This window comes from Marinobacterium lutimaris (assembly GCF_900108065.1).
GTDB lineage: Bacteria > Pseudomonadota > Gammaproteobacteria > Pseudomonadales > Balneatricaceae > Marinobacterium_D > Marinobacterium_D lutimaris.
In genome coordinates this window covers 473,989-495,352 of record NZ_FNVQ01000003.1, presented here as the reverse complement: position 1 = coordinate 495,352, position 21,364 = coordinate 473,989, and the positions used below count along the sequence as shown (strand labels likewise).

19 protein-coding genes are annotated in these 21,364 nt (G+C 56.1%); 11 read left to right on the top strand and 8 right to left on the bottom strand.

Translation table 11 applies throughout. From position 1 onward, the window contains the following. Positions 1–10 precede the first annotated feature (10 nt). The 4 genes from bioC (at position 11) to C4S72_RS16605 (ending at position 2,863) form a co-directional block, all read left to right on the top strand. A complete protein-coding gene (gene bioC, locus C4S72_RS16620; RefSeq protein WP_235009171.1) occupies positions 11–772 on the top strand; it encodes a malonyl-ACP O-methyltransferase BioC in 762 nt (253 codons plus the stop codon). Next, positions 769–1,461 carry a dethiobiotin synthase gene (gene bioD, locus C4S72_RS16615; RefSeq protein WP_104004278.1) on the top strand — a complete coding sequence of 231 codons (693 nt, stop codon included), beginning with the start codon at positions 769–771 and terminating at the stop codon, positions 1,459–1,461. Before bioC ends, bioD begins: the two co-directional genes overlap by 4 nt. Positions 1,462–1,602: 141 nt before the next feature. After that, a complete protein-coding gene (locus C4S72_RS16610; protein ID WP_235009170.1) occupies positions 1,603–1,875 on the top strand; it encodes a hypothetical protein in 273 nt (90 codons plus the stop codon). Between the two features lie 49 nt (positions 1,876–1,924). Next, the gene (locus C4S72_RS16605; protein ID WP_104004276.1) at positions 1,925–2,863 is read left to right on the top strand and encodes a putative metalloprotease CJM1_0395 family protein; all 939 of its coding nucleotides are present in this window, start codon (positions 1,925–1,927) and stop codon (positions 2,861–2,863) included. On the opposite strand, the gene C4S72_RS16600 is transcribed toward C4S72_RS16605, so the two are convergent. The 4 genes from C4S72_RS16600 to xseA form a co-directional block, all read right to left on the bottom strand. Beyond that, positions 2,854–3,621, bottom strand: coding sequence for an alpha/beta fold hydrolase (locus C4S72_RS16600; protein WP_104004275.1), 768 nt, complete (start codon positions 3,619–3,621; stop codon positions 2,854–2,856). The genes C4S72_RS16605 and C4S72_RS16600 overlap by 10 nt on opposite strands. 27 nt (positions 3,622–3,648) lie before the next feature. Further along, a complete protein-coding gene (locus C4S72_RS16595; protein WP_104004274.1) occupies positions 3,649–4,275 on the bottom strand; it encodes an FKBP-type peptidyl-prolyl cis-trans isomerase in 627 nt (208 codons plus the stop codon). Between the two features lie 86 nt (positions 4,276–4,361). Further along, positions 4,362–5,222 (bottom strand): peptidoglycan DD-metalloendopeptidase family protein, encoded by an 861-nt coding sequence (locus C4S72_RS16590; protein WP_104004273.1) that lies wholly within the window; start codon positions 5,220–5,222, stop codon positions 4,362–4,364. A 20-nt stretch (positions 5,223–5,242) separates the two neighbouring features. Continuing rightward, complete coding sequence (gene xseA, locus C4S72_RS16585; protein WP_200826816.1) at positions 5,243–6,595, bottom strand: exodeoxyribonuclease VII large subunit; 1,353 nt, start codon at positions 6,593–6,595, stop codon at positions 5,243–5,245. Positions 6,596–6,734: 139 nt separating this feature from the next. Here xseA and guaB point away from each other — a divergent pair, with 139 nt between their 5' ends. The 4 genes from guaB (at position 6,735) to tadA (ending at position 12,381) form a co-directional block, all read left to right on the top strand. Next, complete coding sequence (gene guaB, locus C4S72_RS16580; protein ID WP_104004271.1) at positions 6,735–8,204, top strand: IMP dehydrogenase; 1,470 nt, start codon at positions 6,735–6,737, stop codon at positions 8,202–8,204. Between the two features lie 96 nt (positions 8,205–8,300). Next, a complete protein-coding gene (guaA, locus tag C4S72_RS16575; protein WP_104004270.1) occupies positions 8,301–9,881 on the top strand; it encodes a glutamine-hydrolyzing GMP synthase in 1,581 nt (526 codons plus the stop codon). A gap of 752 nt (positions 9,882–10,633) precedes the next feature. After that, a complete protein-coding gene (locus C4S72_RS16570; RefSeq protein ID WP_104004269.1) occupies positions 10,634–11,263 on the top strand; it encodes a YrbL family protein in 630 nt (209 codons plus the stop codon). Between the two features lie 581 nt (positions 11,264–11,844). Then, positions 11,845–12,381 carry a tRNA adenosine(34) deaminase TadA gene (gene tadA / locus C4S72_RS16565; RefSeq protein WP_268807709.1) on the top strand — a complete coding sequence of 179 codons (537 nt, stop codon included), beginning with the start codon at positions 11,845–11,847 and terminating at the stop codon, positions 12,379–12,381. On the opposite strand, the gene mltF is transcribed toward tadA, so the two are convergent. Then, positions 12,367–13,854, bottom strand: a complete 1,488-nt coding sequence (gene mltF, locus C4S72_RS16560) for a membrane-bound lytic murein transglycosylase MltF (protein ID WP_104004268.1) — start codon at positions 13,852–13,854, stop codon at positions 12,367–12,369. The genes tadA and mltF overlap by 15 nt on opposite strands. 106 nt (positions 13,855–13,960) lie before the next feature. Between mltF and purL the strand changes: the two genes are divergently transcribed. Continuing rightward, positions 13,961–17,863, top strand: coding sequence for a phosphoribosylformylglycinamidine synthase (purL, locus tag C4S72_RS16555; protein WP_104004267.1), 3,903 nt, complete (start codon positions 13,961–13,963; stop codon positions 17,861–17,863). 232 nt (positions 17,864–18,095) lie between these two features. Here purL and C4S72_RS16550 read toward each other — a convergent pair whose 3' ends face one another. The 3 genes from C4S72_RS16550 to C4S72_RS16540 all read right to left on the bottom strand — a co-directional run bounded on the left by C4S72_RS16550 (position 18,096) and on the right by C4S72_RS16540 (position 19,677). Next, a complete protein-coding gene (locus C4S72_RS16550; protein ID WP_235009169.1) occupies positions 18,096–18,698 on the bottom strand; it encodes an OmpA family protein in 603 nt (200 codons plus the stop codon). Between the two features lie 115 nt (positions 18,699–18,813). Beyond that, positions 18,814–19,113, bottom strand: a complete 300-nt coding sequence (locus tag C4S72_RS16545; protein WP_104004266.1) for a YciI family protein — start codon at positions 19,111–19,113, stop codon at positions 18,814–18,816. 18 nt (positions 19,114–19,131) lie between these two features. Continuing rightward, positions 19,132–19,677 (bottom strand): septation protein A, encoded by a 546-nt coding sequence (locus tag C4S72_RS16540; protein WP_104004265.1) that lies wholly within the window; start codon positions 19,675–19,677, stop codon positions 19,132–19,134. A 52-nt stretch (positions 19,678–19,729) separates the two neighbouring features. Here C4S72_RS16540 and C4S72_RS16535 point away from each other — a divergent pair, with 52 nt between their 5' ends. Beyond that, positions 19,730–20,626 carry a PHP domain-containing protein gene (locus C4S72_RS16535; RefSeq protein ID WP_104004264.1) on the top strand — a complete coding sequence of 299 codons (897 nt, stop codon included), beginning with the start codon at positions 19,730–19,732 and terminating at the stop codon, positions 20,624–20,626. Between the two features lie 20 nt (positions 20,627–20,646). After that, the gene (locus C4S72_RS16530) at positions 20,647–21,273 is read left to right on the top strand and encodes an L-threonylcarbamoyladenylate synthase (RefSeq protein ID WP_104004263.1); all 627 of its coding nucleotides are present in this window, start codon (positions 20,647–20,649) and stop codon (positions 21,271–21,273) included. Positions 21,274–21,364: the final 91 nt, after the last annotated feature.

Below are 21,364 nucleotides of genomic sequence, written 5' to 3'. Positions count from 1 at the left end.
TAAGCGGCTGGTGGCAAACTCATTCAGCCGCGCGGCGCCAACCTATGACAGCGTCGCCGGGCTGCAGCGCGATACAGCCGACTGTTTATTATCCTGGCTTCCTGATATCGAGCCCAAGGTGGTGATGGATCTGGGCAGCGGCACCGGTTACGCCTCGCCGCAGCTCAGAGCACGTTATCCACAGGCGCTGCTGCTGAGCCTGGATCTGGCAGAGGGAATGCTGGCGTATGCCCGTGACCGACACGCGCTGGCGCAGCACAAACACGTTTGTGGCGACGCTGAGCAGTTGCCGCTCGCGGATAACAGTGTCGATCTGGTGTTCTCCAGCCTGGCGGTGCAGTGGTGTGAGTGCCCCGAGCTGCTGTTTGCTGAACTTGCGCGCGTGCTAAAGCCAGGCGGTCAGGTTCTGGTAGCTACGCTTGGCCCGGCGACGCTGGTCGAACTAAAGCGGGCCTGGGCGGCGGTGGATGATGATTGCCATGTGAATGAGTTTCTGCCTCTGGCACAGGTTAACGAAGCTGCTGTTGTACTGGAGCCGGTAAAGCAGGAGGCGCAGCTTCGCGTGCTGGAATATGGCAAACTCGGCCAGCTGACGCATGAGCTCAAGGCGCTGGGTGCACATAATGTTAACGCCCGCAGCCATCAAGGCCTGTCGACCCGAGAACGCCTGAGGAAACTGACCCAGGCTTACGAGCGGACGAGACTCACATCCGGAGCCTTGCCGGCAAGCTATGAACTTTATTTCTGCCATTGGAGAAAGCCGCAGTCGTGAAAAAGACCTTCTTTATTACCGGAACCGATACCGACGCTGGCAAAACCCTAGTCAGCGCGGGGCTGCTGCATCACGCCAATGAACTTGGCCTGAGAACCATCGGCCTGAAGCCGGTGGCTGCGGGTTGCGAGGACCATGGCGAGGGGCTGCGTAACAGTGATGCGTTGATTCTGCAGGCCACTGCCAGTGTGCAATTGCCCTACCAGCAGGTTAACCCCATAGCACTGGCCGAGCCGATGGCGCCCCACCTGGCCGCTCAGCGAGAAGAGCGCCGGCTCAGTGCCGACCGTATCGCGGCTTTTTGCCGTGGTGCGCTGATGCAGCCCGCCGACTTTGCATTGGTCGAGGGGGCCGGAGGCTGGCGGGTTCCCTTGAGCAGTCGCGAGATGCTGTCACGTGTTCCTCAGTTGATGGAGCTGCCGGTGATTCTCGTAGTGGGGATGAAGCTGGGCTGTATCAGCCACGCTCTGCTGACGGCAGAGGCGATCTCCCGCGACGGGCTGCAGCTGGCGGGTTGGGTTGCCAACGTTGTGGATCCTGAGATGGCCGTACTGCAGGAGAATATCGATACGCTGAAGGGTGCTCTGCATGCACCCCTGCTGGGTGTGGTGCCTCATCTGAGTGATCCGTCGCCGGAACAGGTCGCTGCTCATCTGGATCTTAGTGCGATCGAAGTGTTCAAAAAGTGAACAAACCCTGTTTCAGGCGCTATACTGAATCTCTCGAAATGAGTGATTCATCCTGAATATCACCTAAAGGGTGACTGTGAAGAGTGAGTCTTAGAGCGTAACTTACGGTATTCCCGTAGGTTAAATTCAAAAGAAAATTGCTTGAGTACAGTTATGATTAACGGTTTGACAGCTCAAAGCGCATCGCTGTATGCGTCCAACCGCAGTCTCGACGGTGTTCAGCGTGCTTCCAGCGATCTACAGGGTAGTGGTCAGCCAGATGCGCCGGAGCAGGCCTCCGGCGTTGCAGTGAATCCCAGCCTTCAGGAAGCGAGCGTGGATGCGAATGCACCGGCCGCGAGTACGAAAATTGTCGAGGCGCCGTCCGAGGCGCTGGGGCTCACGCTTGGCCAGAATGTGGATACTTTCGCCTGAGGGGCGAGGTCCGGTCATTGATAACGTGCAGTGAATCTCGGTTTTCAAGATGATTACATCGATCACTAGTACATACACTCAACAGGCTTATCGTCCAGGCACGCCTTCGGTTCAGGATGAATCCGCGCGCACGTCCGCCGAAAGTGTAACTCAGCCCGCGGATGCTGCGACTTCGGCAGTGACGGGCGCAGGAGAGCCAGATCTTCGCAATGATCAGCGGGTGGGGTCTAGCGCTAACGCCGCTCAGTTAGATCCTAATACCCAAGAGCAGCAGATCATTCAGGAACTCAGCGCCCGTGACCGAGAGGTGCGCACCCACGAACAGGCGCATCAAAACGCCGGAGGCTCGCTGACCGGAGCCGCTTCTTACACCTATGAAAAAGGCCCCGACGGGCGGCTTTATGCGGTCGGTGGTGAAGTCAGCGTGCAGATGCCGGGCAGAAGTGGTGATCCTCAGCGTGATATACAGATGGCTAGACAGGTGGCCAGCGCAGCGCTGGCGCCGGCAGAACCTTCTTCACAGGACCGAGCCGTAGCTCAGGCGGCTCGTCAGATTGTGAATGAGGCGCAGGCCGAGCTTTCTTCCCTTGAGCAGCAGGAAGGTGAAAACCCTCTGGCTGCCGCCCAGGACCAGGACACCGGGCAAACTGGAGCCGATCAGGCATCTGCTGCAGTTCCTGCTGCGGCTCAGAACCCGGCAGCGGTCCAGGCTATTGCATCAGAAAGTGTTGCACCACAGCTATTGTCTCCCGAGTCTGATTCGGCCGGAAGCAATAGCGAGCGCAGCGATGCGCTGGTGTCCAGGGTCGGGGAATTTTTCGATAACCTGCAGCAGCAGGATGAAGCACGTAGCCAGCGGTTAGCCGATTACCAGGCATCGAGAGAGGAGTTGAGCCAGCGTCTGCGCGAGTTCAACCAAAAGCTGGTCGATATGGGTGTGTTGAATTCTGACTATTATGTCGGTTCTGTCATAAACGATCAGGCCTGATCGTTCAAAAACCTTTCCACGATTCGATTGAATGCTGCCGGCTTTTCGGCATGCAGCCAGTGTCCCGTTCCCTCGATAATCTTGTAGCTGACGTTGGGGAAGCGTGACTTGATCGCATCCGCGTATTCGGGCTTCAGATAGTTAGAATCGCCACCCTTTATGAACAGGGTGGGTCCGCTGTACTGACCCTCCGCTGGGGCTGCGGATATTTCGTGATATTCCTGGTGCAGCGCATCCAGGTTCATTTTCCAGCCAAACTTGCCTTCCGAATCACGCTGCAGGTTCTTGAGAAGGAAGGCGCGAACGCCGGGAATTTCCACATGTTCGGCCAGCTGCTTGTCGGCAGCAGAACGCGATTTCAGGCCGTCCAGCTCAACATTGAACAGGCCTTGGAACACGTCATCGTGGTGGCGGCCGTAAGTGACAGGTGCGATGTCGGCCACAATCAACTTTTCGACCCGCTCGGGGTGTTCTATTGCCAGTTGCATCGCCACCTTGCCACCCATGGAGTGGCCGAGCAACAGTACGCTGTCGAGCTTCAGGCTATCCATCAGTTCGATAACGTCTTCGGCCATCAGCGCATAGCTGAGCTCATCGCTGTGCGGCGAGGCACCGTGGTTGCGCAGATCGGCGGCGATCACATCGTAATGCTCCGCCAGCATCTTGATCTGCGCGCCCCAGTTTTCCCAGGTGCCGAAGAGCCCGTGCAGAATGATCAACGCTGGCCCTTGGCCGGTACGGTGGTAATTCAGTTGCATCGGGCGCTCCTTAATTGGCGGCAGGGATTACAGGACGTCGAGCAGCTCGACATCAAATACCAGGGTGGAGTACGGCGGGATACCGCCCGGTGAGCCCTGAGCGCCGTAAGCCAGCTGGTAAGGGATATAGAGCTTCCACTTGGAACCGGCGGTCATCAGCTGCAGTGCTTCGGTCCAGCCAGCGATTACCCCGCGAACCGGGAATTCTGCCGGGGTGCCGCGCTGGTAGGAGCTGTCGAAGACGTTACCGTCGATAAAGGTGCCGTGGTAGTGAACGCGAACCTTATCGCTGGCAGCCGGCTTGGCGGCGTCATCGCTACCCGCTTCTACGATTTCGTACTGCAGGCCGGATTCCAGGGTGATCACGCCGTCACGCTTGGCGTTTTCAGCAAGGAACTCCTCGCCGACCTTCATGGCCGCCTTGGCTTCCTGCTCCTGCTTCTCACGCAGACGCTGGTTCAGCTCGTTGAAAGCAGCGGTCAGGTCTTCGGCGCTAACGCGCAGGCCTTCACCGTTAAATGCGTCACGCAGACCGGCGGCTGCGGCTTCGATATCCACACCGTCGAAACCGTTCTGAGCCAGCTGGTCGCCCATCTGGCGGCCGATGCCGTAGCTGGCGCGTTGCTCGGTAGTTTCCAGAGTCAGTTCACTCATCGCTTTCTCGATCAATTGCTAGGTTTGAAGCGCGAAAGGCTATCACAGGTGTCCGGTTTTTTCCCGCTGGCTGTTCGCAGCATAAGCTATTCATTGTCAATAAATAGCAGCGGGTCGACCCGGGTGTTGTTGAGGCTGACGCTCCAGTGCAGGTGTGGGCCGGTGACGCGGCCGGTGGCACCCACCTTGCCGATCAGATCGCCGGCCTGCAGGTGATCACCCAGTGACACATCGATGGCGCTCATATGGCAATAGAGGGTGGTCAGGCCATGACCGTGGTCGAGGATGACGGTGTTGCCATTAAAGAAATAGTTACCCACAGCCACCACCTCTCCAGCGGCAGGCGCAGTAATCGGTGACCCCGTGGGTGCGGCGATATCCAGTCCACTGTGCGGGTTACGTGGTTGCTCATTGAAAAAACGGCGCAGACCAAAGGGGCTACTGAAGCGGCCACTTGCCGGTAGTTCCATTTTATCGACCACCTGGCCAGGTTCGGACCAGCGGATAAATGCTGCTTTCATCTCTGCGGACTCCCGTTCCCAGCGCGCCAGATCGTCCGGGTTCGGGTCGACGTGGCGCTTGTTGGGCACGGTCAGGTACTGGGCTTCATACTCTTTGGGCGAGATGCGGAATTCGAAGCTTGCGCCGTCCAGGCTCAATCTCTGCGGCTCATCAGCTTCAGCCGAGAGTGGGATGCCGACCACGGCTAACCACTTGCTGCTGTTGGAGCTGTCGTCAGGGCTGTTGGCGGATCTGCTGTCGGGCACCACCATGACGCGCTGTTCACCGTAGCTGACCTGCGGCGCTGCTGTGCTGTTGATGCCGACCAGCGGCACCAGGGCTACGCCGCCGGGAGTACGTGATTCTTCTGGCAGGGCCTGGGCTGCCGATGGAAAAAGTGCGATCCCCAGCAGGGCGGTGACAAGACTGTTGCGCCAGTTGCTCATGTGTTGCCCTCTTAAATGCTCTATTCGTCGATACTGTCGACGGTACATTGCAGACGGCCCTGGTGCAGACGCGCTTCCAGCTTGTCGCCCGGGTTCACGCGAGTGCTATCGGAAACCGCCTGCCCCTTGCTGTCCAGCAGAATTGAATAACCGCGCTCCAGCGTAGCCAAAGGGCTGACCGACTGAAGTTTGCCGCTTTGCTGCGCCAGGCGCAGTCGGCTACGCTCGAGATGGGCCTGCATCAGCCGTGGCATCAGTTGTTCGATCTGTGTCAGGCGCTCGCGATGCTGGTTGATTCGGTTTATCGGCGTTACCCGTTGCAGGCGCCGTTGCAGCTGCTCGAGTCTTGAACGCTGGAGTTGAATATGCCGGTTGGTGGCCCGCGCCAATCGCAGTTCCAGGCGGTCCACCGCCTGCATATGTTCGCGCACCTTGTCACCGGGGTGGCGCAGACGCTGACGCGCCGAATTGAGTTGCTGGCGTTTTTTGTCGAGCTGCCAGCTCATCCGGCTCAGCAGGCGGCGCCTCAGTTGCTGCAGACGCAGGTTCAGGGCGTTACGGTCCGGGCTCAGCATCTCGGCGGCGGCCGAAGGGGTTGCAGCACGCTGATCGGCGACCAGATCGCTGATCGATACGTCCACCTCATGACCGACGGCGGAGACCACCGGGATCGCGGAATCAAGGATCGCGCGTGCTACCGCTTCTTCATTGAACGGCCAGAGATCTTCCAGCGAACCGCCCCCACGGCCGACGATCAACACATCGGCACTGGCGTGTCGGTTGGCCAGTTCTATGGCTCGGACGATCTGCCCTGCGGCTTCCTGTCCCTGCACCGCGGTGGGATAAAGGGTGACCGGCAAGCCGGGGAAGCGGCGTTTGAGAACGGTCAGGATATCGTGGATGGCGGCGCCGGTGGGTGAAGTGACCACACCTAGGTGTTTGGGGTGTGCTGGCAGCGGACGTTTGCGGCTCTGCTCAAACAGACCCTCTTTATCCAGCTTTGCCTTCAGTGCCTCAAATGCCTGCTGCAGTTGTCCCAGCCCGCTTTTTTCCATCCGTTCGCAGATCAGCTGGTAATCGCCGCGGCCCTCATAAAGGCTGACCCGGGCGGTGACGACGACTTCATCCCCCTCGCGAGGAACAAAGCCGGTCGCCGTATTTCGACCGCGAAACATGGCGCAGCGTACCTGCGCCTTGCTGTCCTTCAGCGTGAAGTACCAGTGACCGGAGGAGGGGCGTGCGAAGTTACTGATTTCGCCGATGACCTGGATGGAAAGGAAGGAGTTTTCCAGCAGGGATTTAACCTGCCGGTTGAGCGCGCTGACCGACAGGGCGCGGTTGGCCGCCGTCAGAGAATGAGGAGATCTATTCATGGCGCACATTCTAACCCTGTTTTTTGCAGAAATGGCAGCCGACTTTCTATTGTAAATATCGCCAGTTAAATTGAGATCAGCGGGTGATTTCTGTAGAATTACTCGTTTCACTTTTCATTGATATACAGGCTGGCTAACAATGTTGCGAATCGTCGAGGAAGCTCTCACTTTTGATGATGTTTTGCTGGTGCCTGGTTACTCCGAAGTCCTGCCCAAAAGCGTTTCGTTGAAGACCCGACTGACCAAGGGAATCGAGCTTAATATCCCATTGGTCTCTTCCGCGATGGATACGGTAACTGAAGCGCGTCTTGCGATAGCGATGGCACAGGAAGGCGGTATCGGGATTATCCACAAGAACCTGACAGTCGAAGAACAGGCTGCGCAGGTTCGCAAGGTCAAGAAGTACGAGTCCGGTATCGTTACCGATCCGGTTACCTGCACTCCTGACACCACGGTCCGCGAGGTTCTCGACCTTGCTGATCAGTACGGTTTCTCCGGCTTCCCGGTTGTTGAAGGCGATGAGCTGGTAGGTATCGTAACCAGCCGTGACGTTCGCTTCGAAAGCAACCTGGGCGCCAAGGTCGGTGAGATCATGACGCAGAAAGACAAGCTGGTTACCGCCCGCGAAGGCGAAGAAACCGAAGTGATCAGCGACCTGCTGCGTCAGCACCGTATCGAAAAAATCCTGCTGGTTGACGATAACTTCGCTCTGCGCGGTATGGTCACCGTCAAGGATATGAACAAGGCGCAGGCGTTCCCGAACGCTGCGAAGGATGACAAGGGTCGTCTGATCGTTGGCGCTGCAGTGGGTACTGGCCCGGAAACTGAAGATCGCGTCAGCGCGCTGGCCGCCGCCGGTGTTGACCTGATCGTTGTCGATACTGCGCACGGTCACTCCAAGGGCGTTATCGATCGTGTACGCTGGGTGAAACAGAACTTCCCGCAGGTACAGGTGGTTGGCGGTAACATCGCTACCGCCGAAGCGGCGTTGGCTCTTGCCGAAGCGGGTGCGGATGGCGTTAAGGTCGGTATCGGTCCGGGTTCTATCTGTACTACCCGTATCGTAGCCGGTATTGGTGTGCCGCAGATCTCCGCCGTGGCCAACGTGGCCGAAGCGCTGAAAGATACTGGTATCCCGCTGATCGCCGATGGCGGTATCCGCTTCTCCGGCGATATCGGTAAGGCTATCGCTGCGGGCGCCTCTGCTGTCATGGTTGGTTCCATGCTTGCAGGTACCGACGAAGCACCGGGGGAAGTTGAACTGTTCCAGGGTCGTGCCTTTAAGTCCTACCGTGGTATGGGCTCTCTGGGTGCCATGTCTGGCAGCACCGGTTCTTCCGACCGCTACTTCCAGGACGCCAAAGCAGGTGTCGACAAGCTGGTACCGGAAGGCATCGAGGGTCGCGTACCCTGTAAAGGTCCGATGGGTGGTGTAGTGCACCAGCTGATGGGTGGCCTGCGCGCCTCCATGGGTTATACCGGTTGTGCCACTGTCGATGAGATGCGCGTCAAGCCCAAGTTTGTACGCATCACTACAGCGGGTATCGGCGAGAGCCATGTCCACGACGTGAGCATCACCAAAGAAGCGCCGAACTACCGTATCGGCTAACGCTAATTAAAAAATAGCGACCAGAGTGGGGCGAACGCCGCCCCACTTTTCGTTTCTGGCGCTGTAAAACTGCGGGTTTCGGTGGAGTTACCTGAAATGTCCAAAGATATTCACGCACAACGTATCCTGATTCTTGATTTCGGTTCGCAGTACACCCAGTTGATCGCACGCCGCGTGCGCGAAATTGGTGTGTTCTCCGAAATTCATCCGTTCGACATGAGCGAAGAAGAGATTCGGGAGTTCGCGCCCAAGGGTATTATCCTGGCGGGTGGTCCTGAGTCTGTTACCGAGCTGGATTCGCCGCGGGCACCGGCTTGCGTATTCGACATGGGAATCCCGGTGCTGGGTATCTGCTATGGCATGCAGACCATGGCTTCTCAGCTGGGCGGCAGCGTTTCCAGCTCCGACAAGCGCGAGTTCGGTTATGCCCGTGTACGTCTGGCTGACAGCCCTAGCCGTCTGCTTGAAGGTATCGAAGATCATATCGCCAACAACGGTTCGCTCTCTCTTGATGTCTGGATGAGCCATGGTGACAAGGTGGTGGATCTGCCGGAGGGCTTCCATATCATCGCTGCTACCGAGTCTGCGCCAGTTGCCGCCATGTGCGATCCCAAGCGCAGCCTCTACGGCGTTCAGTTCCACCCTGAAGTGACTCATACCAAGCAGGGTCTGCGTATCCTCGAGCGTTTCGTGCGCGAGATCTGCGATACCGAAGCGCTGTGGACACCTGCACGTATCATCGACGACCTGACCGAGAAGGTACGTGCTCAGGTGGGTGATGAGAAGGTGTTGCTGGGACTGTCCGGCGGTGTCGACTCCTCTGTGGTTGCGGCGCTGCTGCACAAGGCGATCGGCGATCGTCTGACCTGCGTGTTTGTGGATAACGGCCTGCTGCGTAAGCATGAAGGCGACCAGGTGATGGAGATGTTTGCGCGCAATATGGGCGTGAACGTGATCCGCTCCGATGCTGAAGATCAGTTCCTCAGCCGCCTGAACGGCGTCAACGATCCGGAAGCCAAGCGCAAGATTATCGGTAACACCTTTATCGAGGTGTTCGATTACGAAGCGGCGCGTCTGAAAGACTGTCGTTTCCTGGCTCAGGGCACCATCTATCCGGACGTGATCGAGTCCGCTGCCGCCAAGACGGGCAAGGCGCACGTGATCAAGTCGCACCACAACGTGGGCGGCCTGCCGGAGGATATGAAGTTCGAACTGGTCGAGCCGCTGCGTGAACTGTTCAAGGACGAAGTGCGCAAGATCGGTCTTGAGCTGGGTCTTCCGTACGACATGGTCTATCGTCATCCGTTCCCGGGACCGGGTCTGGGTGTGCGTATCCTTGGTGAAGTTAAAAAGGAATACGCGGAGATCCTGCGCGAAGCGGACGCGATCTTTATCGAAGAGCTGCACAACGCTGACTGGTACCACAAAACCAGCCAGGCGTTCGCTGTGTTCCTGCCGGTGAAATCCGTAGGTGTTGTTGGTGACGGTCGTCGTTACGAATATGTCATCGCGCTGCGTGCTGTCGAGACCATCGACTTCATGACCGCGCGCTGGGCGCACCTGCCGTATGAGCTGCTGGAGAAAGTCTCTGGCCGTATCATCAACGAGATCGCGCAGGTTTCCCGCGTAACCTACGACGTATCGAGCAAGCCGCCTGCCACCATTGAGTGGGAGTGATCCCGATCCAGGTGTGTAAGCTGTGGTAATGAAGAGGCCCGCATTAAAGCGGGCCTTTTTTTATTGTGGTGAGATTGTGGTGAGTGTACGGGTGTTAGGTTTTGAGTTGTTGGACTGAGAGTTGCTCGTGACGGGGTGAAAGGTCGTTTAAGGAGTTGTTGTGGTTCGGTACCATACATACCAATGTTTTTGCGTTTATTGATATAGGTCTTCATAAGGGGCTGTAGACAGGGTTGATTCGCAAGACTGGTTTCTCTGTCTCATCTTTCTTTGGAATAATTTACCTTCTTGAAATGTGCCTGAATAACTCTTGTGGTTTTGCAAGAGTGGTCTTGTCTGTTTTTTGCCAGCTCCAATCGAGACTATGAGGTATGTTTTGTGCGTCGTGGTTGGACAGTGGAGCCGATACCCGGCTGAGCTACGGTTTTTTTTGGGGGGCTTTGTATGGATGCCCGGTACATATTAGCAGGGTTTCTCACGAGAGCTCAGGGCGGCAGGGTGGAGGGATTTCTGTAAATATTAGATATCTTTTTATTAGGTTTTTTGTATTTTTTCGTGTTGTTTTGCCGGCAATTTCGAGAGTTTTTATAAAATTTTCTAATATTATTTTGGTATGAATTAGATCGCTGTGGCTGACCTGAGATGGCCAGGCATAGCTTTCGATCAATAGATGCTTTATTAAAATCAATTAATGATAAATAGCTTTAAGCGTTTTCCATGGAGGGGCAACGTCATGTGCCTGATTTTTTGATATGAGACTTACTCTAAGCACGCAAACGCCTCTGGCTTCAGGTGGCGAGAAGGAGGTTTACCAGCATCTCGAGGTTGAGAAGTTGTTGATTAAAGTCTGGCGTCCTCGATACTTCGAGCGGTTGAAGGGGCAGAGGGCTATGTTTTCCCCGTTGCGCCGATTGCCTAAATATACGGGTTGTCTGAAAGAGCTGTCTGAGCATCTGTACATCCGCGATTGGGAAGAAGAAAACCGTTTCGTACAGAATATCGTTGGCATAGTGGATACCGATCTGGGGGTTGGGGTCGTTGTAGAAAAAGTTAGCCGCGTAAATGGTCAACTGGCTCAGAGCCTTAATGAACTGCTTGCAAATGGCCAATACCGGCCTGTTCATGAAAAGGCTATGGCGGAGCTTTTGAGTTGGCTAAGGTCTACGGGCCTGATCATTCGAGATCTTAACACCAGGAACCTGGTCTGGGATGAGCTGGATAATCGCTTCGTGATCATCGATGGGCTTGGCGGGAAGGCTTGTTTCTCATTTCGCTCGCTTTGCCGGTGGTATAACAAACGATCGAATAACAAGCGGGCTAATAAACTGCTTGTGAGAATTGAAAGGGGCAAACAAAAAGCCCAAATAATGTTGGCGCAATAGCGATATCCATAAGAATAGATAGCTTTCGAAACCGCTTTTAAGTCGATAGAAGAATTCTCGTTGCTGTGTCATCCAGAAGGGCTTCGTTATGGCTTACTCCGAAGGAAGCAGGCTGCTTCGGTAAGGAGTCTTTTAAATGAACCCGGCAATATTAGTGTAATCCGCTATATTGCGTGGCTTGTAGATTGCTCATGGGAGCTTCTTCAGAGCTGCTGTTCATTGATGGTTAGCGTTATTTGAATCGTTGGTTTACCTGGAGTGAGGGCGGGCTAAACCCTACGCAGATAACTCTTCAAGTTGTATCTAGGCGGGGAGAGGCTGTGGCATTTTCTTTCGACTCGTTGTGAGTTTGCATCCAGACATTTCGAGCTGTCTGCATCAAGTCTGGCTCGGCTTGCAAAGGCGAGGGATGATGTTGAGGCGAGCAGCGTACCAGCGAGGTTAAAGCAAGGTTTAATGTAATATCTCTGGTTGTTTGGTGCGGCGGAGTCTTTGCACTCGGTTATCAGAGGACTGTGTTAGTGGAGGGAAGTGTTTGCAGGTAGTTGTTTTTGTGACCGATTGTCATCAGGAGGGCGCGCGTGACCGATCTGCCTGAAGGAGTTCTGAATGAGTCTGATGAGCACTGGATGGAAAAAGCGCTGGATCTGGCTGAGCGAGCGGCAGAGCTGAACGAGGTGCCTGTAGGCGCCTTGGTAGTGCTGGATGGCAGGGTGATCGGTGAGGGCTGGAATCAGCCGATCAGCGGTTGTGATCCTACGGCTCATGCCGAGATTCTGGCCCTGCGCGATGCCGCGTCCCGAGTGGGCAACTATCGTCTCGTTGGTGCAGATCTCTACGTTACTATTGAGCCGTGCTCCATGTGTGCCGGCGCTATAGTCCATGCGCGTATTCGCCGTGTGGTGTTTGGTGCCTCCGAACCCAAGGCGGGTGTGGTTTGCAGTCAGGGCAGTTTTTTCGACCAGAGCTGGTTGAACCATCGCGTGCTCTGGCAGGGTGGGGTGCTGGCTCAGCGCTGCAGTGATCGTATTAGCGAATTTTTTGCCCGCCGGCGTGAGCAGAAGCGGCTCGAACGCGAGCTTAAACGAGCCGCAGAAGATCACTCACAGGGTGGGTGATACCGCTTCTTCGCTTCTTTCCTGGGGCGGTATGCTATCTACCGGTGGCGCTTCGCCGCTGGCGGCACCATGGCTGCGGCTGGCCTGAGAGACCTGCTCGGCCCAGCGCAGCACTTCCATATATTTGCGGATATTAGCCACATAGGTGACGGGTTCATAACCCCGGGCGTAGCCGTATCTCAGGGTTGAGTAATATTTTTCGTTCGCCAGCAGTGGCAGGTGTTCGCGTACATGCTGCCAGTTGTCCGGGTTCTTGCCGGCACGCTGGGTGAGGATACGTGCGTCCTCAAGATGACCAAAGCCGATGTTGTAACCGGCCAGGGCGAACCAGGTATGGTCGGGCTCGGGGATGCGGTCGGGGATTTTGGCCCGCACGCTAATCAGGTATTCGGCGCCGCCAAGAATGCTTTGGTGTGGGTCTGTGCGATCGGTAACGCCAACTTCTTCGGCGGCGCCGTTGGTCAGCATCATGATCCCTTTTACCCCGGTGGGGGAGACGGCGTCAGCCTTCCAGTGAGATTCCTGGTAGGCGATGGCGGCCAGAAGCAGATGGTCTATGCCGGTTTCTTGCTCGGCCAGCATGAAGTATTGCTCCAGCGGAAGATAGCGTTCATCCAGCGCGCGGCGGAATTCGCTGGTATCGAAAAAGTTGAGCTGGTTTTGGCGCGAGAAGTAACGCGCCTCGAGCCTGTCGATCAGCTTTTGAGTTTCCGGTAGCGCGAAGAATTCGTTAATCGCCTGCTTCAGAGAGCCGTCGTAGTGTTTGGGCAGCATCCAGGCGATCGGTTGGGGCGCTTCAAGAGCGAAGCCCTTGGCCAGGCCTGGGTAAAAGGACTTCTGTGCGTCGAAGACGGTGGAATCCATGATGGTGAAATCGATGGTCTCGTCGTGCACCTTGTTGAGCAGCTCCGTGGCGGCATCGTCCTCGGAGGTGTCCCACTCCAGCTCGGGGTATTCCAGCTTCAAGCGAGACAGGAGCTCCGCCTGGGATGAGTCTTCCAGCACAAGAATCTTTTTGCCGTAGAGGTCGGCAATGCTTTGTGGCTGCGGCTGGCCCTGGCGCACACGGTAGATGATTGTGGGCGCGCTCTTGCGATAGGGTGGGCCGAAATCGAACTGCTTTTCACGCTGTTCGGTGACGCTCAGGTTCGAGGCGGCGATATGCGCATTGCGCTCTCGCATTGTTGTGAACAGGTCGGCGAAGGTGGGGGGTAAGATCAGCTCCATGCGCACGCCGAGATGATCGGCAAAGGCGCGGGCGAGTTCGTACTCAAAGCCAGCGGGGCGGCCCTTGTCGATGTAGTAGGTCATCGGCGTGTTACGGGTGGCTACACGCAAAACGCCTTTCTGTTTTATCGCTTCCAGCTGGGTGGGTGTGTTGACGCTGATCACCACCAGCATGATGCCGATGACGGTCAAACCCCAGAAGTAGATCATCGCGCGGAAGTGAGGTTTCTGGCGGAGTGCAAACATCTAACTGCTCTTCTGGTTACCCTGTCCCCGATCAGGTAAAATTCGGGCCTACTTATCCGCTGTCACCGCCTGCCCTGACAGGTCTAGCAAGAGGCTCGAAACTAACATGCTCGTACTGCGTGGAGCACCCGCTCTTTCAGCTTTTCGTCATGAGAAACTGCTGTCATCACTCAGTGATAAGCTGAACTCAGTCACCGGCGTTTATGCTGAATTTCTTCATTTCGCCGATCTGTCTGCAGATCTCGACACGCAGGAGCAGCAGGTGCTTGATCGTATCCTGCGTTACGGTCCTAACGCCAGTACTGAAGAACCAAAAGGTGATCTCTACCTGGTAGTTCCCCGTCCCGGCACCATCTCTCCCTGGTCCAGCAAGGCCACCGATATCGCACATAACTGCGGTCTGGGAAAGGTGCTGCGTCTGGAGCGTGGCGTAGCATACTACGTGCAGAGCAATCAGCCTCTAAGCGCTGAAGATCGCGAAACCGTCATCGCGCTGATCCATGACCGCATGGTCGAAGTGGTGATGGACGCTGTGGATGCAGCCTCTGCACTCTTCCGTCACGAGCAGCCGCGTCCGATGTCCAGCGTCGATGTGCTCGGCGGTGGTCGAGATGCGCTGGTAAGCGCCAATAGCGAGCTGGGCCTGGCGCTGGCCGAGGATGAGATCGATTACCTGGTGCAGAGCTTCACCGAGCTGGGCCGTAATCCTAACGACGTTGAGTTGATGATGTTCGCTCAGGCGAACTCCGAGCACTGCCGTCACAAGATTTTCAATGCGTCCTGGGATATCGATGGCGAAGCCCAGGAGCACTCGCTGTTCGGTATGATCCGCAACACCTACAACCAGGGTGGCGAAAACGTACTGTCTGCATACAAGGATAATGCGGCGGTGATGGTGGGTCATCACGCGGCGCGCTTCTTCCCGAATCCGGAAAGCCACGAGTACGGTTACTCGGAAGAAGATATCCACATCCTGATGAAGGTTGAAACCCACAACCACCCGACAGCGATCGCTCCGTTCTCCGGTGCGGCCACCGGCTCCGGCGGCGAGATCCGTGACGAGGGTGCTACCGGCCGTGGTGCCAAGCCGAAGGCTGGTCTGACCGGTTTTACCGTGTCTGACCTGAATATCCCCGGCTTCGAACAGCCCTGGGAGTCCGGCTACGGCAAGCCTGAGCGTATCGTGTCTCCGCTGGATATCATGCTGGAAGGTCCGATCGGTGGTGCGGCGTTCAACAACGAATTTGGTCGTCCTAACCTGGTGGGTTATTTCCGTACCTTCGAACAGCAGGTTAACGGTGCTGCCGGTGATGAGGTGCGCGGTTACCACAAGCCGATCATGATCGCCGGCGGTATGGGTAACATCCGTGGCGAGCATGTTGAAAAGGGTGAGATTACCGTTGGCGCCAAGCTGATCTGCCTGGGTGGCCCGGCGATGCTGATCGGCCTCGGCGGCGGTGCGGCTTCCTCCATGTCTTCCGGTAGCTCTTCCGCCGATCTGGACTTTGCTTCCGTTCAGCGTGGCAACCCGGAACTGGAACGCCGCTGCCAGGAAGTGATCGATGCCTGCTGGCAGCTGGGTGATGTTAACCCTGTAGCCTTTATTCATGACGTGGGTGCCGGTGGTCTCTCCAACGCCTTCCCGGAGCTGGTTAAAGACGGCGGCCGCGGCGGTAACTTCAACCTGCGCAACGTGAATAACGATGAGCCCGGCATGTCTCCGCTGGAGATCTGGTGTAACGAAGCTCAGGAGCGTTACGTGCTGGCGGTTAAGCCGGAAGATCTGGCGCGCTTCGAAGCGATCTGTGAGCGTGAGCGCTGCCCGTACGCGGTCGTCGGTGAAGCCACCGAAGAGCATCATCTGACCCTCGGCGATACTCACTTTGAGAACAAGCCGGTGGATCTGCCGATGAGCGTGCTGTTCGGCAAGCCGCCGAAGATGCACCGCAGTGTTCAGCGCATCGCTTACGAAGTGCCTGAGTTCGATGCGGCCAAGCTGGATATGGGTGATGCCATTGAGCGCGTACTTAAGCTGCCGGCAGTCGCTTCCAAGTCCTTCCTTATTACTATTGGCGACCGCTCCATCACCGGTCAGGTGGCTCGCGATCAGATGGTTGGACCCTGGCAGGTGCCGGTAGCTGACTGCGCCGTTACCACCATCGGTTACGAAACCTATGCCGGTGAGGCGATGGCGATGGGCGAGCGCACGCCGCTGGCTCTGATTGACGCGCCGGCCTCCGGCCGTATGGCGATCGGTGAAACCCTGACCAACCTGGCGGGTGCTCCGATCAGCGATATCGCCGATATCAAGCTGTCTGCCAACTGGATGTGTGCCGCCGGTCACCCGGGTGAAGATGAAAAGCTGTATGACACCGTGAAGGCGGTGGGTATGGAGCTTTGCCCGCAGCTGGGTATCACCATTCCGGTGGGCAAGGACTCCATGTCCATGCGTACCGTCTGGCAGGACGGTGACGAGCAGAAGAGCGTTACTGCGCCGATGTCACTGATTATCTCCGGCTTTGCGCCGGTGACCGATGCCCGTGCTGTGCTGACACCGCAGCTGCGCGCCGATAAGGGCGAAACCGATCTGCTGTTGCTGGATCTGGGTAACGGCCAGAACCGTCTCGGTCTCTCCGCCCTGGCGCAGGTGTATAACGAAGTAGGTCGTGATGTTCCGGATGTGGATGATGCCGACCAGCTGGCGACCTTCTTTGCCGCGGTGCAGGAGCTTAACAAGCAGGGCTTGCTGCTGGCTTACCACGACCGCGCCGATGGTGGTCTGCTCGCTACCGTTGCCGAGATGGCTTTCGCCGGCCATACCGGTGTAGACCTGAGCCTGGATCTGCTGGCCTCCTCCAGCGACGAGCTGGTTGCGGCTCTGTTTGCTGAAGAGCTGGGTGCCGTGGTTCAGGTACGTCGTGAAGATACTGAAAAGGTTCTGACCGAACTGAATGCCGCAGGCCTCGGCGATGCGGCCAAGGTGATCGGTACGCTGAACCCGGATGATCAGCTGAACATCTTCTTCGATGAAGAGGAAGTGTTCTCCGCCAGTCGTATCGAGCTGCACCGCTGGTGGGCGGAAACCTCTTACCGCATGCAGGCGCTGCGTGATAACTCCGCCTGCGCACAGCAGGAATTTGACGCGCTGCTCGATAGCGAAGATCCGGGTCTGAATGCTGAGCTGACATTCGATATCAACGAAAACATCGCGGCACCGTTTATCGCTACCGGGGCTCGCCCGAAAGTGGCGGTGCTGCGTGAGCAGGGCGTTAACGGCCAGATCGAGATGGCTGCTGCCTTCGATCGTGCAGGCTTTGCCGCTGTCGATGTGCATATGAGTGATATCCTGGGCGGTAAGATCACCCTGGATGAGTTTAAGGGGCTGGTCGCCTGTGGCGGTTTCTCCTACGGTGACGTTCTCGGTGCCGGCGAGGGTTGGGCGAAGTCTATTCTGTTTAACGCCCGTGCCCGTGAGCAGTTCTCAGACTTCTTCCAGCGTGAAGACACCATTGCTTTGGGTGTCTGTAACGGCTGTCAGATGCTCTCCAACCTGAATGAGCTGATCCCTGGTGCCGAGCAGTGGCCGCACTTTGTGCGTAACCAGTCGGAGCAGTTTGAGGCGCGCGTTGCCATGGTTGAAGTTCAGTCTTCACCGTCCGTGTTCTTCGAAGGTATGGCTGGTTCACGTATGCCGATTGCTGTTGCGCACGGTGAAGGACGCGCCGAATTCCGCAATGCGGAGCACCTGGCGGCGATGGAGAACTCCGGTGCAGTGGCGCTGCGTTACGTCGATAACCGTGGCGAGCTTACCACCCGTTATCCGTTCAACCCGAACGGCTCACCCAACGGTATCAGTGGCCTGACCACTCCAGATGGCCGCGTAACTATCATGATGCCTCACCCTGAGCGCGTATTCCGTGCAATCCAGAACTCCTGGGCGCCGGATGAGTGGCAGGAAGATGGTGCCTGGATGCGTATGTTCCGCAACGCGCGGGTGCGTTTGGGCTAAGTGGCTCTGAACCTCTGAATGGATGAAAAGGGCGGCCAGGTTGGTCGCCCTTTTTTGTGTCTTATCCTGTGGGGCGAGGGCTGGGTCGTGGTGTCGTTAGAGGCGGCTTGAGAGGTTCGGCACGGCGCCGATTCAAGCTCTGGTGGTCGCCTGCAAGGCTCGTTGATCCATTTTCAACAGGCACAAAAAAAGCCGGCATATGCCGGCTTTTTCGGTAAGGCTGTCGTAGAGATTACTGTTCTACGCGCTTGGTGCCCAGGATTTCAACGTCTACACGACGGTCCGGACGCAGGCAAGCGATCAGTTCAGCGCCACGGCCTGTGCAGTTAGCAACCGGAGCAGACTCACCCAGGAAGCCGATGCTCATGGTGCTGGAATCTACACCAGCTTCAGCCAGTTCAGCGGCAACAGCTTCAGCACGACGCTTGGACAGCTGTTCGTTGTAAGCGCTAGCGCCGATCGGGTCAGCGTGACCAACCAGGTTTACTTCTTTCAGGCTGGACAGGGTACCGATGTAGTTAACGATGTTGGAGGTATCGCCAACTTCGGTGCTGTCGAAGTCGAAGTACAGAGCAAATTTCTTGGTGTCATCAACCATGGCAACAACAGGAGCAACCGGAGCCGGTGCTTCTTCTGCCATAGCGACTTTACCGTCACATCCTACGACTGCTTTATCTTCAGTCCAGGATGAGTTGTGCCAGCAGTCACCAAAGCTGTTACGCCAGATGGTGTCAGCGCTGTTGGTAACGTAACCAGCGTTTTCTTCGTGAGCCTGGGCCAGTGATGCCCCCATCGCCAAAGTCAGGCCCGCCGCAATCGCAAATTTCTTCATCATCATCATATCCTTGTGACAGTCTTCATCGATTTGTCTACAACGTATAGACCATTAGTATTGAATTTTCCTTAATCCTGGTAAATACCTTTTTCGTCCTTATTTTAACAGTTTTGCATCAAGGCAGAACTTTTTTGAACGGTTTGACGCTTACATCTTTGTATACGCCGGCGGCGATATACGGATCAGCGTCAGCCCAGGCCTTGGCTTCCTCCAGTGAATCGAACTCCGCGATAATCAGGCTGCCGGTAAAGCCGGCGGGACCCGGATCCTCGCTATCCGTCGCTGGGCAGGGGCCTGCAACCAGGAGTTTGCCCTGTTCCTTAAGCCTTTCCAGCCGGGCTAGATGGTCCGACCGGGTTTCCAGGCGTTTGTTCAATGTGTTCTCGTTATCCTCGGCTACAATAGCGTAATACATGAATGTGACCCGAAAAAGTTAGTCTTCGTTAGGCTGTTGTGGCATGTGTCGGGAGATGTAAACCCCCTGCGCCAGTATAAATAGAAGCGTTAAGCCGAGCATTCCGAACAACTTAAAGTTGACCCAGGCTTCTTCGCTGAAGCGATACGCTACAATCAGATTAATAACACCCATAGCGGTAAAAAACATTACCCAGCCCATATTGAGGCGGCGCCAGGTCTGCTGCGCGAGCTCGATACTGTTTTCCATCAGTCGCTGAACGACGGTTTTGTTACCAATAAAATGGCTGCCAAGGAAAGCCGCGCCGAATAACCAGTTAACGATTGTGGGCTTCCACTGGATAAACGCCTTGTCGTGAAAAATGATGGTGGCGCCGCCGAGCATTACAACCAGCACCAGGGTGACAAGCTGCATTTTTTCGATACGGTGCTGTTTAAACCAGGTATATGCCATCTGTGCGAGGGTAGCCGGGATCAGCACCGCAGTGGCGAGTATGATGTCCCCTGTCATCTTGTAAACGACAAAAAAGACGATAACAGGCAGGAAATCGAGTAAAATTTTCATAGTGTCCACAGCTATCTGTTTAACCTCCTAGTATAAAGGCCCCCAGATTAGAGTGAAACCATCCACATACGATCTGCACACACACAGTACCGCTTCTGACGGAGCTCTTTCGCCCGCTGCGCTGGTAGAAGCTGCTTATAATGCGGGGGTGCGCCAGTTTGCATTAACGGATCATGACACTCTGGATGGCCTGCCGGAGGCCCAAAAAGCAGCGGCTGCTTATGGGGATATGGAGTTTTATCCCGGTGTTGAGCTGACCTGTTTATGGCAGCGGCGGGTAATTCACCTGCTGGGTATAGGTATAAATGTAGAAGCGTCGCAATGTGTCGACTATATGGATAGGTTGAGACGGCTGCGTGATGAGCGCGCGGAAAAGATAGCCGCTAAGCTGGAGAAAAAGGGCTTGCCCGATCTTCTGCCCGATGCACAGAAAAACGCAGGTGCTGGCCAGATTGGTCGTCCTCATTTTGCGCAGGCCATGTTGGAGCGGGGGATGGTCAGCACGGCGCAGCAGGCGTTCGATCTCTGGCTTGGTTCGGGCAAGGCGGGTGATGTTAAAGCTGAGTGGCCTTCGCTGGAGGAGGCGGTGCAGCTGGTTAAATCAGCAGGCGGTTACGCGCTGGTGGCTCATCCGACCAAATATAAGCTGACGTTTACCCGCCTGCGTGCGCTGATGGATAATCTGGTTGCGGCCGGAGGCGATGGTCTGGAGGTGAGTTATCCCGGGGTGACGCCCAATCACCTCAGAGATCTGCTCAACCTGGCGCAGCGTAAGTCACTGGTTATCTCCGCCGGTAGCGATTTCCATTCGCCAAAGCAGCGCTGGACGGCGCTGGGTCGTTTTCCTTCATTTGAGGGTGAGCGGCATCTGCTGAGTTATGTGTCACCAAAAGGTTTTTCAGTGACTGCGGCGCCGGATGCGTCAGGTTCGCCGCTGTCTGAAGTATGAGCAGTGTACAGGAGTCTGCTGTGAGCCAGTTTTTTCAGATTCACCCGGTAAATCCGCAGCCAAGGTTGATCGAGCAGGCAGCGGAGATAATAAAGTCCGGTGGTGTAGTAGTTTATCCAACGGATTCGGCCTACGCCCTTGGTTGCCACCTGGGGGACAAAAAGGCGGTTGATCGTATTAAACGTATCCGCCAGTTGGATGATAAGCATAACTTTACTCTGGTGTGTGGCGACCTGTCTGAGCTGGCGACCTATGCCAAGGTTGATAATCAGGCGTTTCGCGCGATTAAAGCCCACACGCCGGGCCAGTATACTTTTATACTCAATGCGACGAGTGAGGTTCCTAGGCGTTTGCTGCACCCTAAAAGGCGCACAATTGGTATCCGTATACCGGACAACCCCATAGCATTAGCGCTTGCCGATGCTCTGGGTGAGCCGATAATGAGCACCACGCTGATTTTACCTGGCGACGATATTCCGCTGACAGATCCATACGAAATTCGCGACATTCTTCAGAATCAGGTCGATTTGGTTATCGATGGTGGGTACTGCGGAATGGAAGCGACCACGGTGATCAGCCTGTTAAACGAATTGCCGGAAGTGACGCGTCAGGGGGCAGGAGATAGCTCGGTTTTTGATGCGTATTAAAATGGCAGAAATATTCACCGAAAATTTAATCTCGAATTCTTGCAAATAATCGTTTATTAACGATAATTGCCAGTATGTTTAAAAACGAACA

Bases quoted from the DNA above. Each gene is read 5' to 3' on its own strand.
- C4S72_RS16605 (WP_104004276.1), top strand. From the start codon at position 1,925: ATGATTACATCGATCACTAGTACATACACTCAACAGGCTTATCGTCCA.
- C4S72_RS16600 (WP_104004275.1), bottom strand. From the start codon at position 3,621: ATGCAACTGAATTACCACCGTACCGGCCAAGGGCCAGCGTTGATCATT.
- C4S72_RS16595 (WP_104004274.1), bottom strand. From the start codon at position 4,275: ATGAGTGAACTGACTCTGGAAACTACCGAGCAACGCGCCAGCTACGGC.
- C4S72_RS16590 (WP_104004273.1), bottom strand. From the start codon at position 5,222: ATGAGCAACTGGCGCAACAGTCTTGTCACCGCCCTGCTGGGGATCGCA.
- xseA (WP_200826816.1), bottom strand. From the start codon at position 6,595: ATGAATAGATCTCCTCATTCTCTGACGGCGGCCAACCGCGCCCTGTCG.
- guaB (WP_104004271.1), top strand. From the start codon at position 6,735: ATGTTGCGAATCGTCGAGGAAGCTCTCACTTTTGATGATGTTTTGCTG.
- guaA (WP_104004270.1), top strand. From the start codon at position 8,301: ATGTCCAAAGATATTCACGCACAACGTATCCTGATTCTTGATTTCGGT.
- C4S72_RS16570 (WP_104004269.1), top strand. From the start codon at position 10,634: ATGAGACTTACTCTAAGCACGCAAACGCCTCTGGCTTCAGGTGGCGAG.
- mltF (WP_104004268.1), bottom strand. From the start codon at position 13,854: ATGTTTGCACTCCGCCAGAAACCTCACTTCCGCGCGATGATCTACTTC.
- purL (WP_104004267.1), top strand. From the start codon at position 13,961: ATGCTCGTACTGCGTGGAGCACCCGCTCTTTCAGCTTTTCGTCATGAG.
- C4S72_RS16550 (WP_235009169.1), bottom strand. From the start codon at position 18,698: ATGATGAAGAAATTTGCGATTGCGGCGGGCCTGACTTTGGCGATGGGG.
- C4S72_RS16545 (WP_104004266.1), bottom strand. From the start codon at position 19,113: ATGTATTACGCTATTGTAGCCGAGGATAACGAGAACACATTGAACAAA.
- C4S72_RS16540 (WP_104004265.1), bottom strand. From the start codon at position 19,677: ATGAAAATTTTACTCGATTTCCTGCCTGTTATCGTCTTTTTTGTCGTT.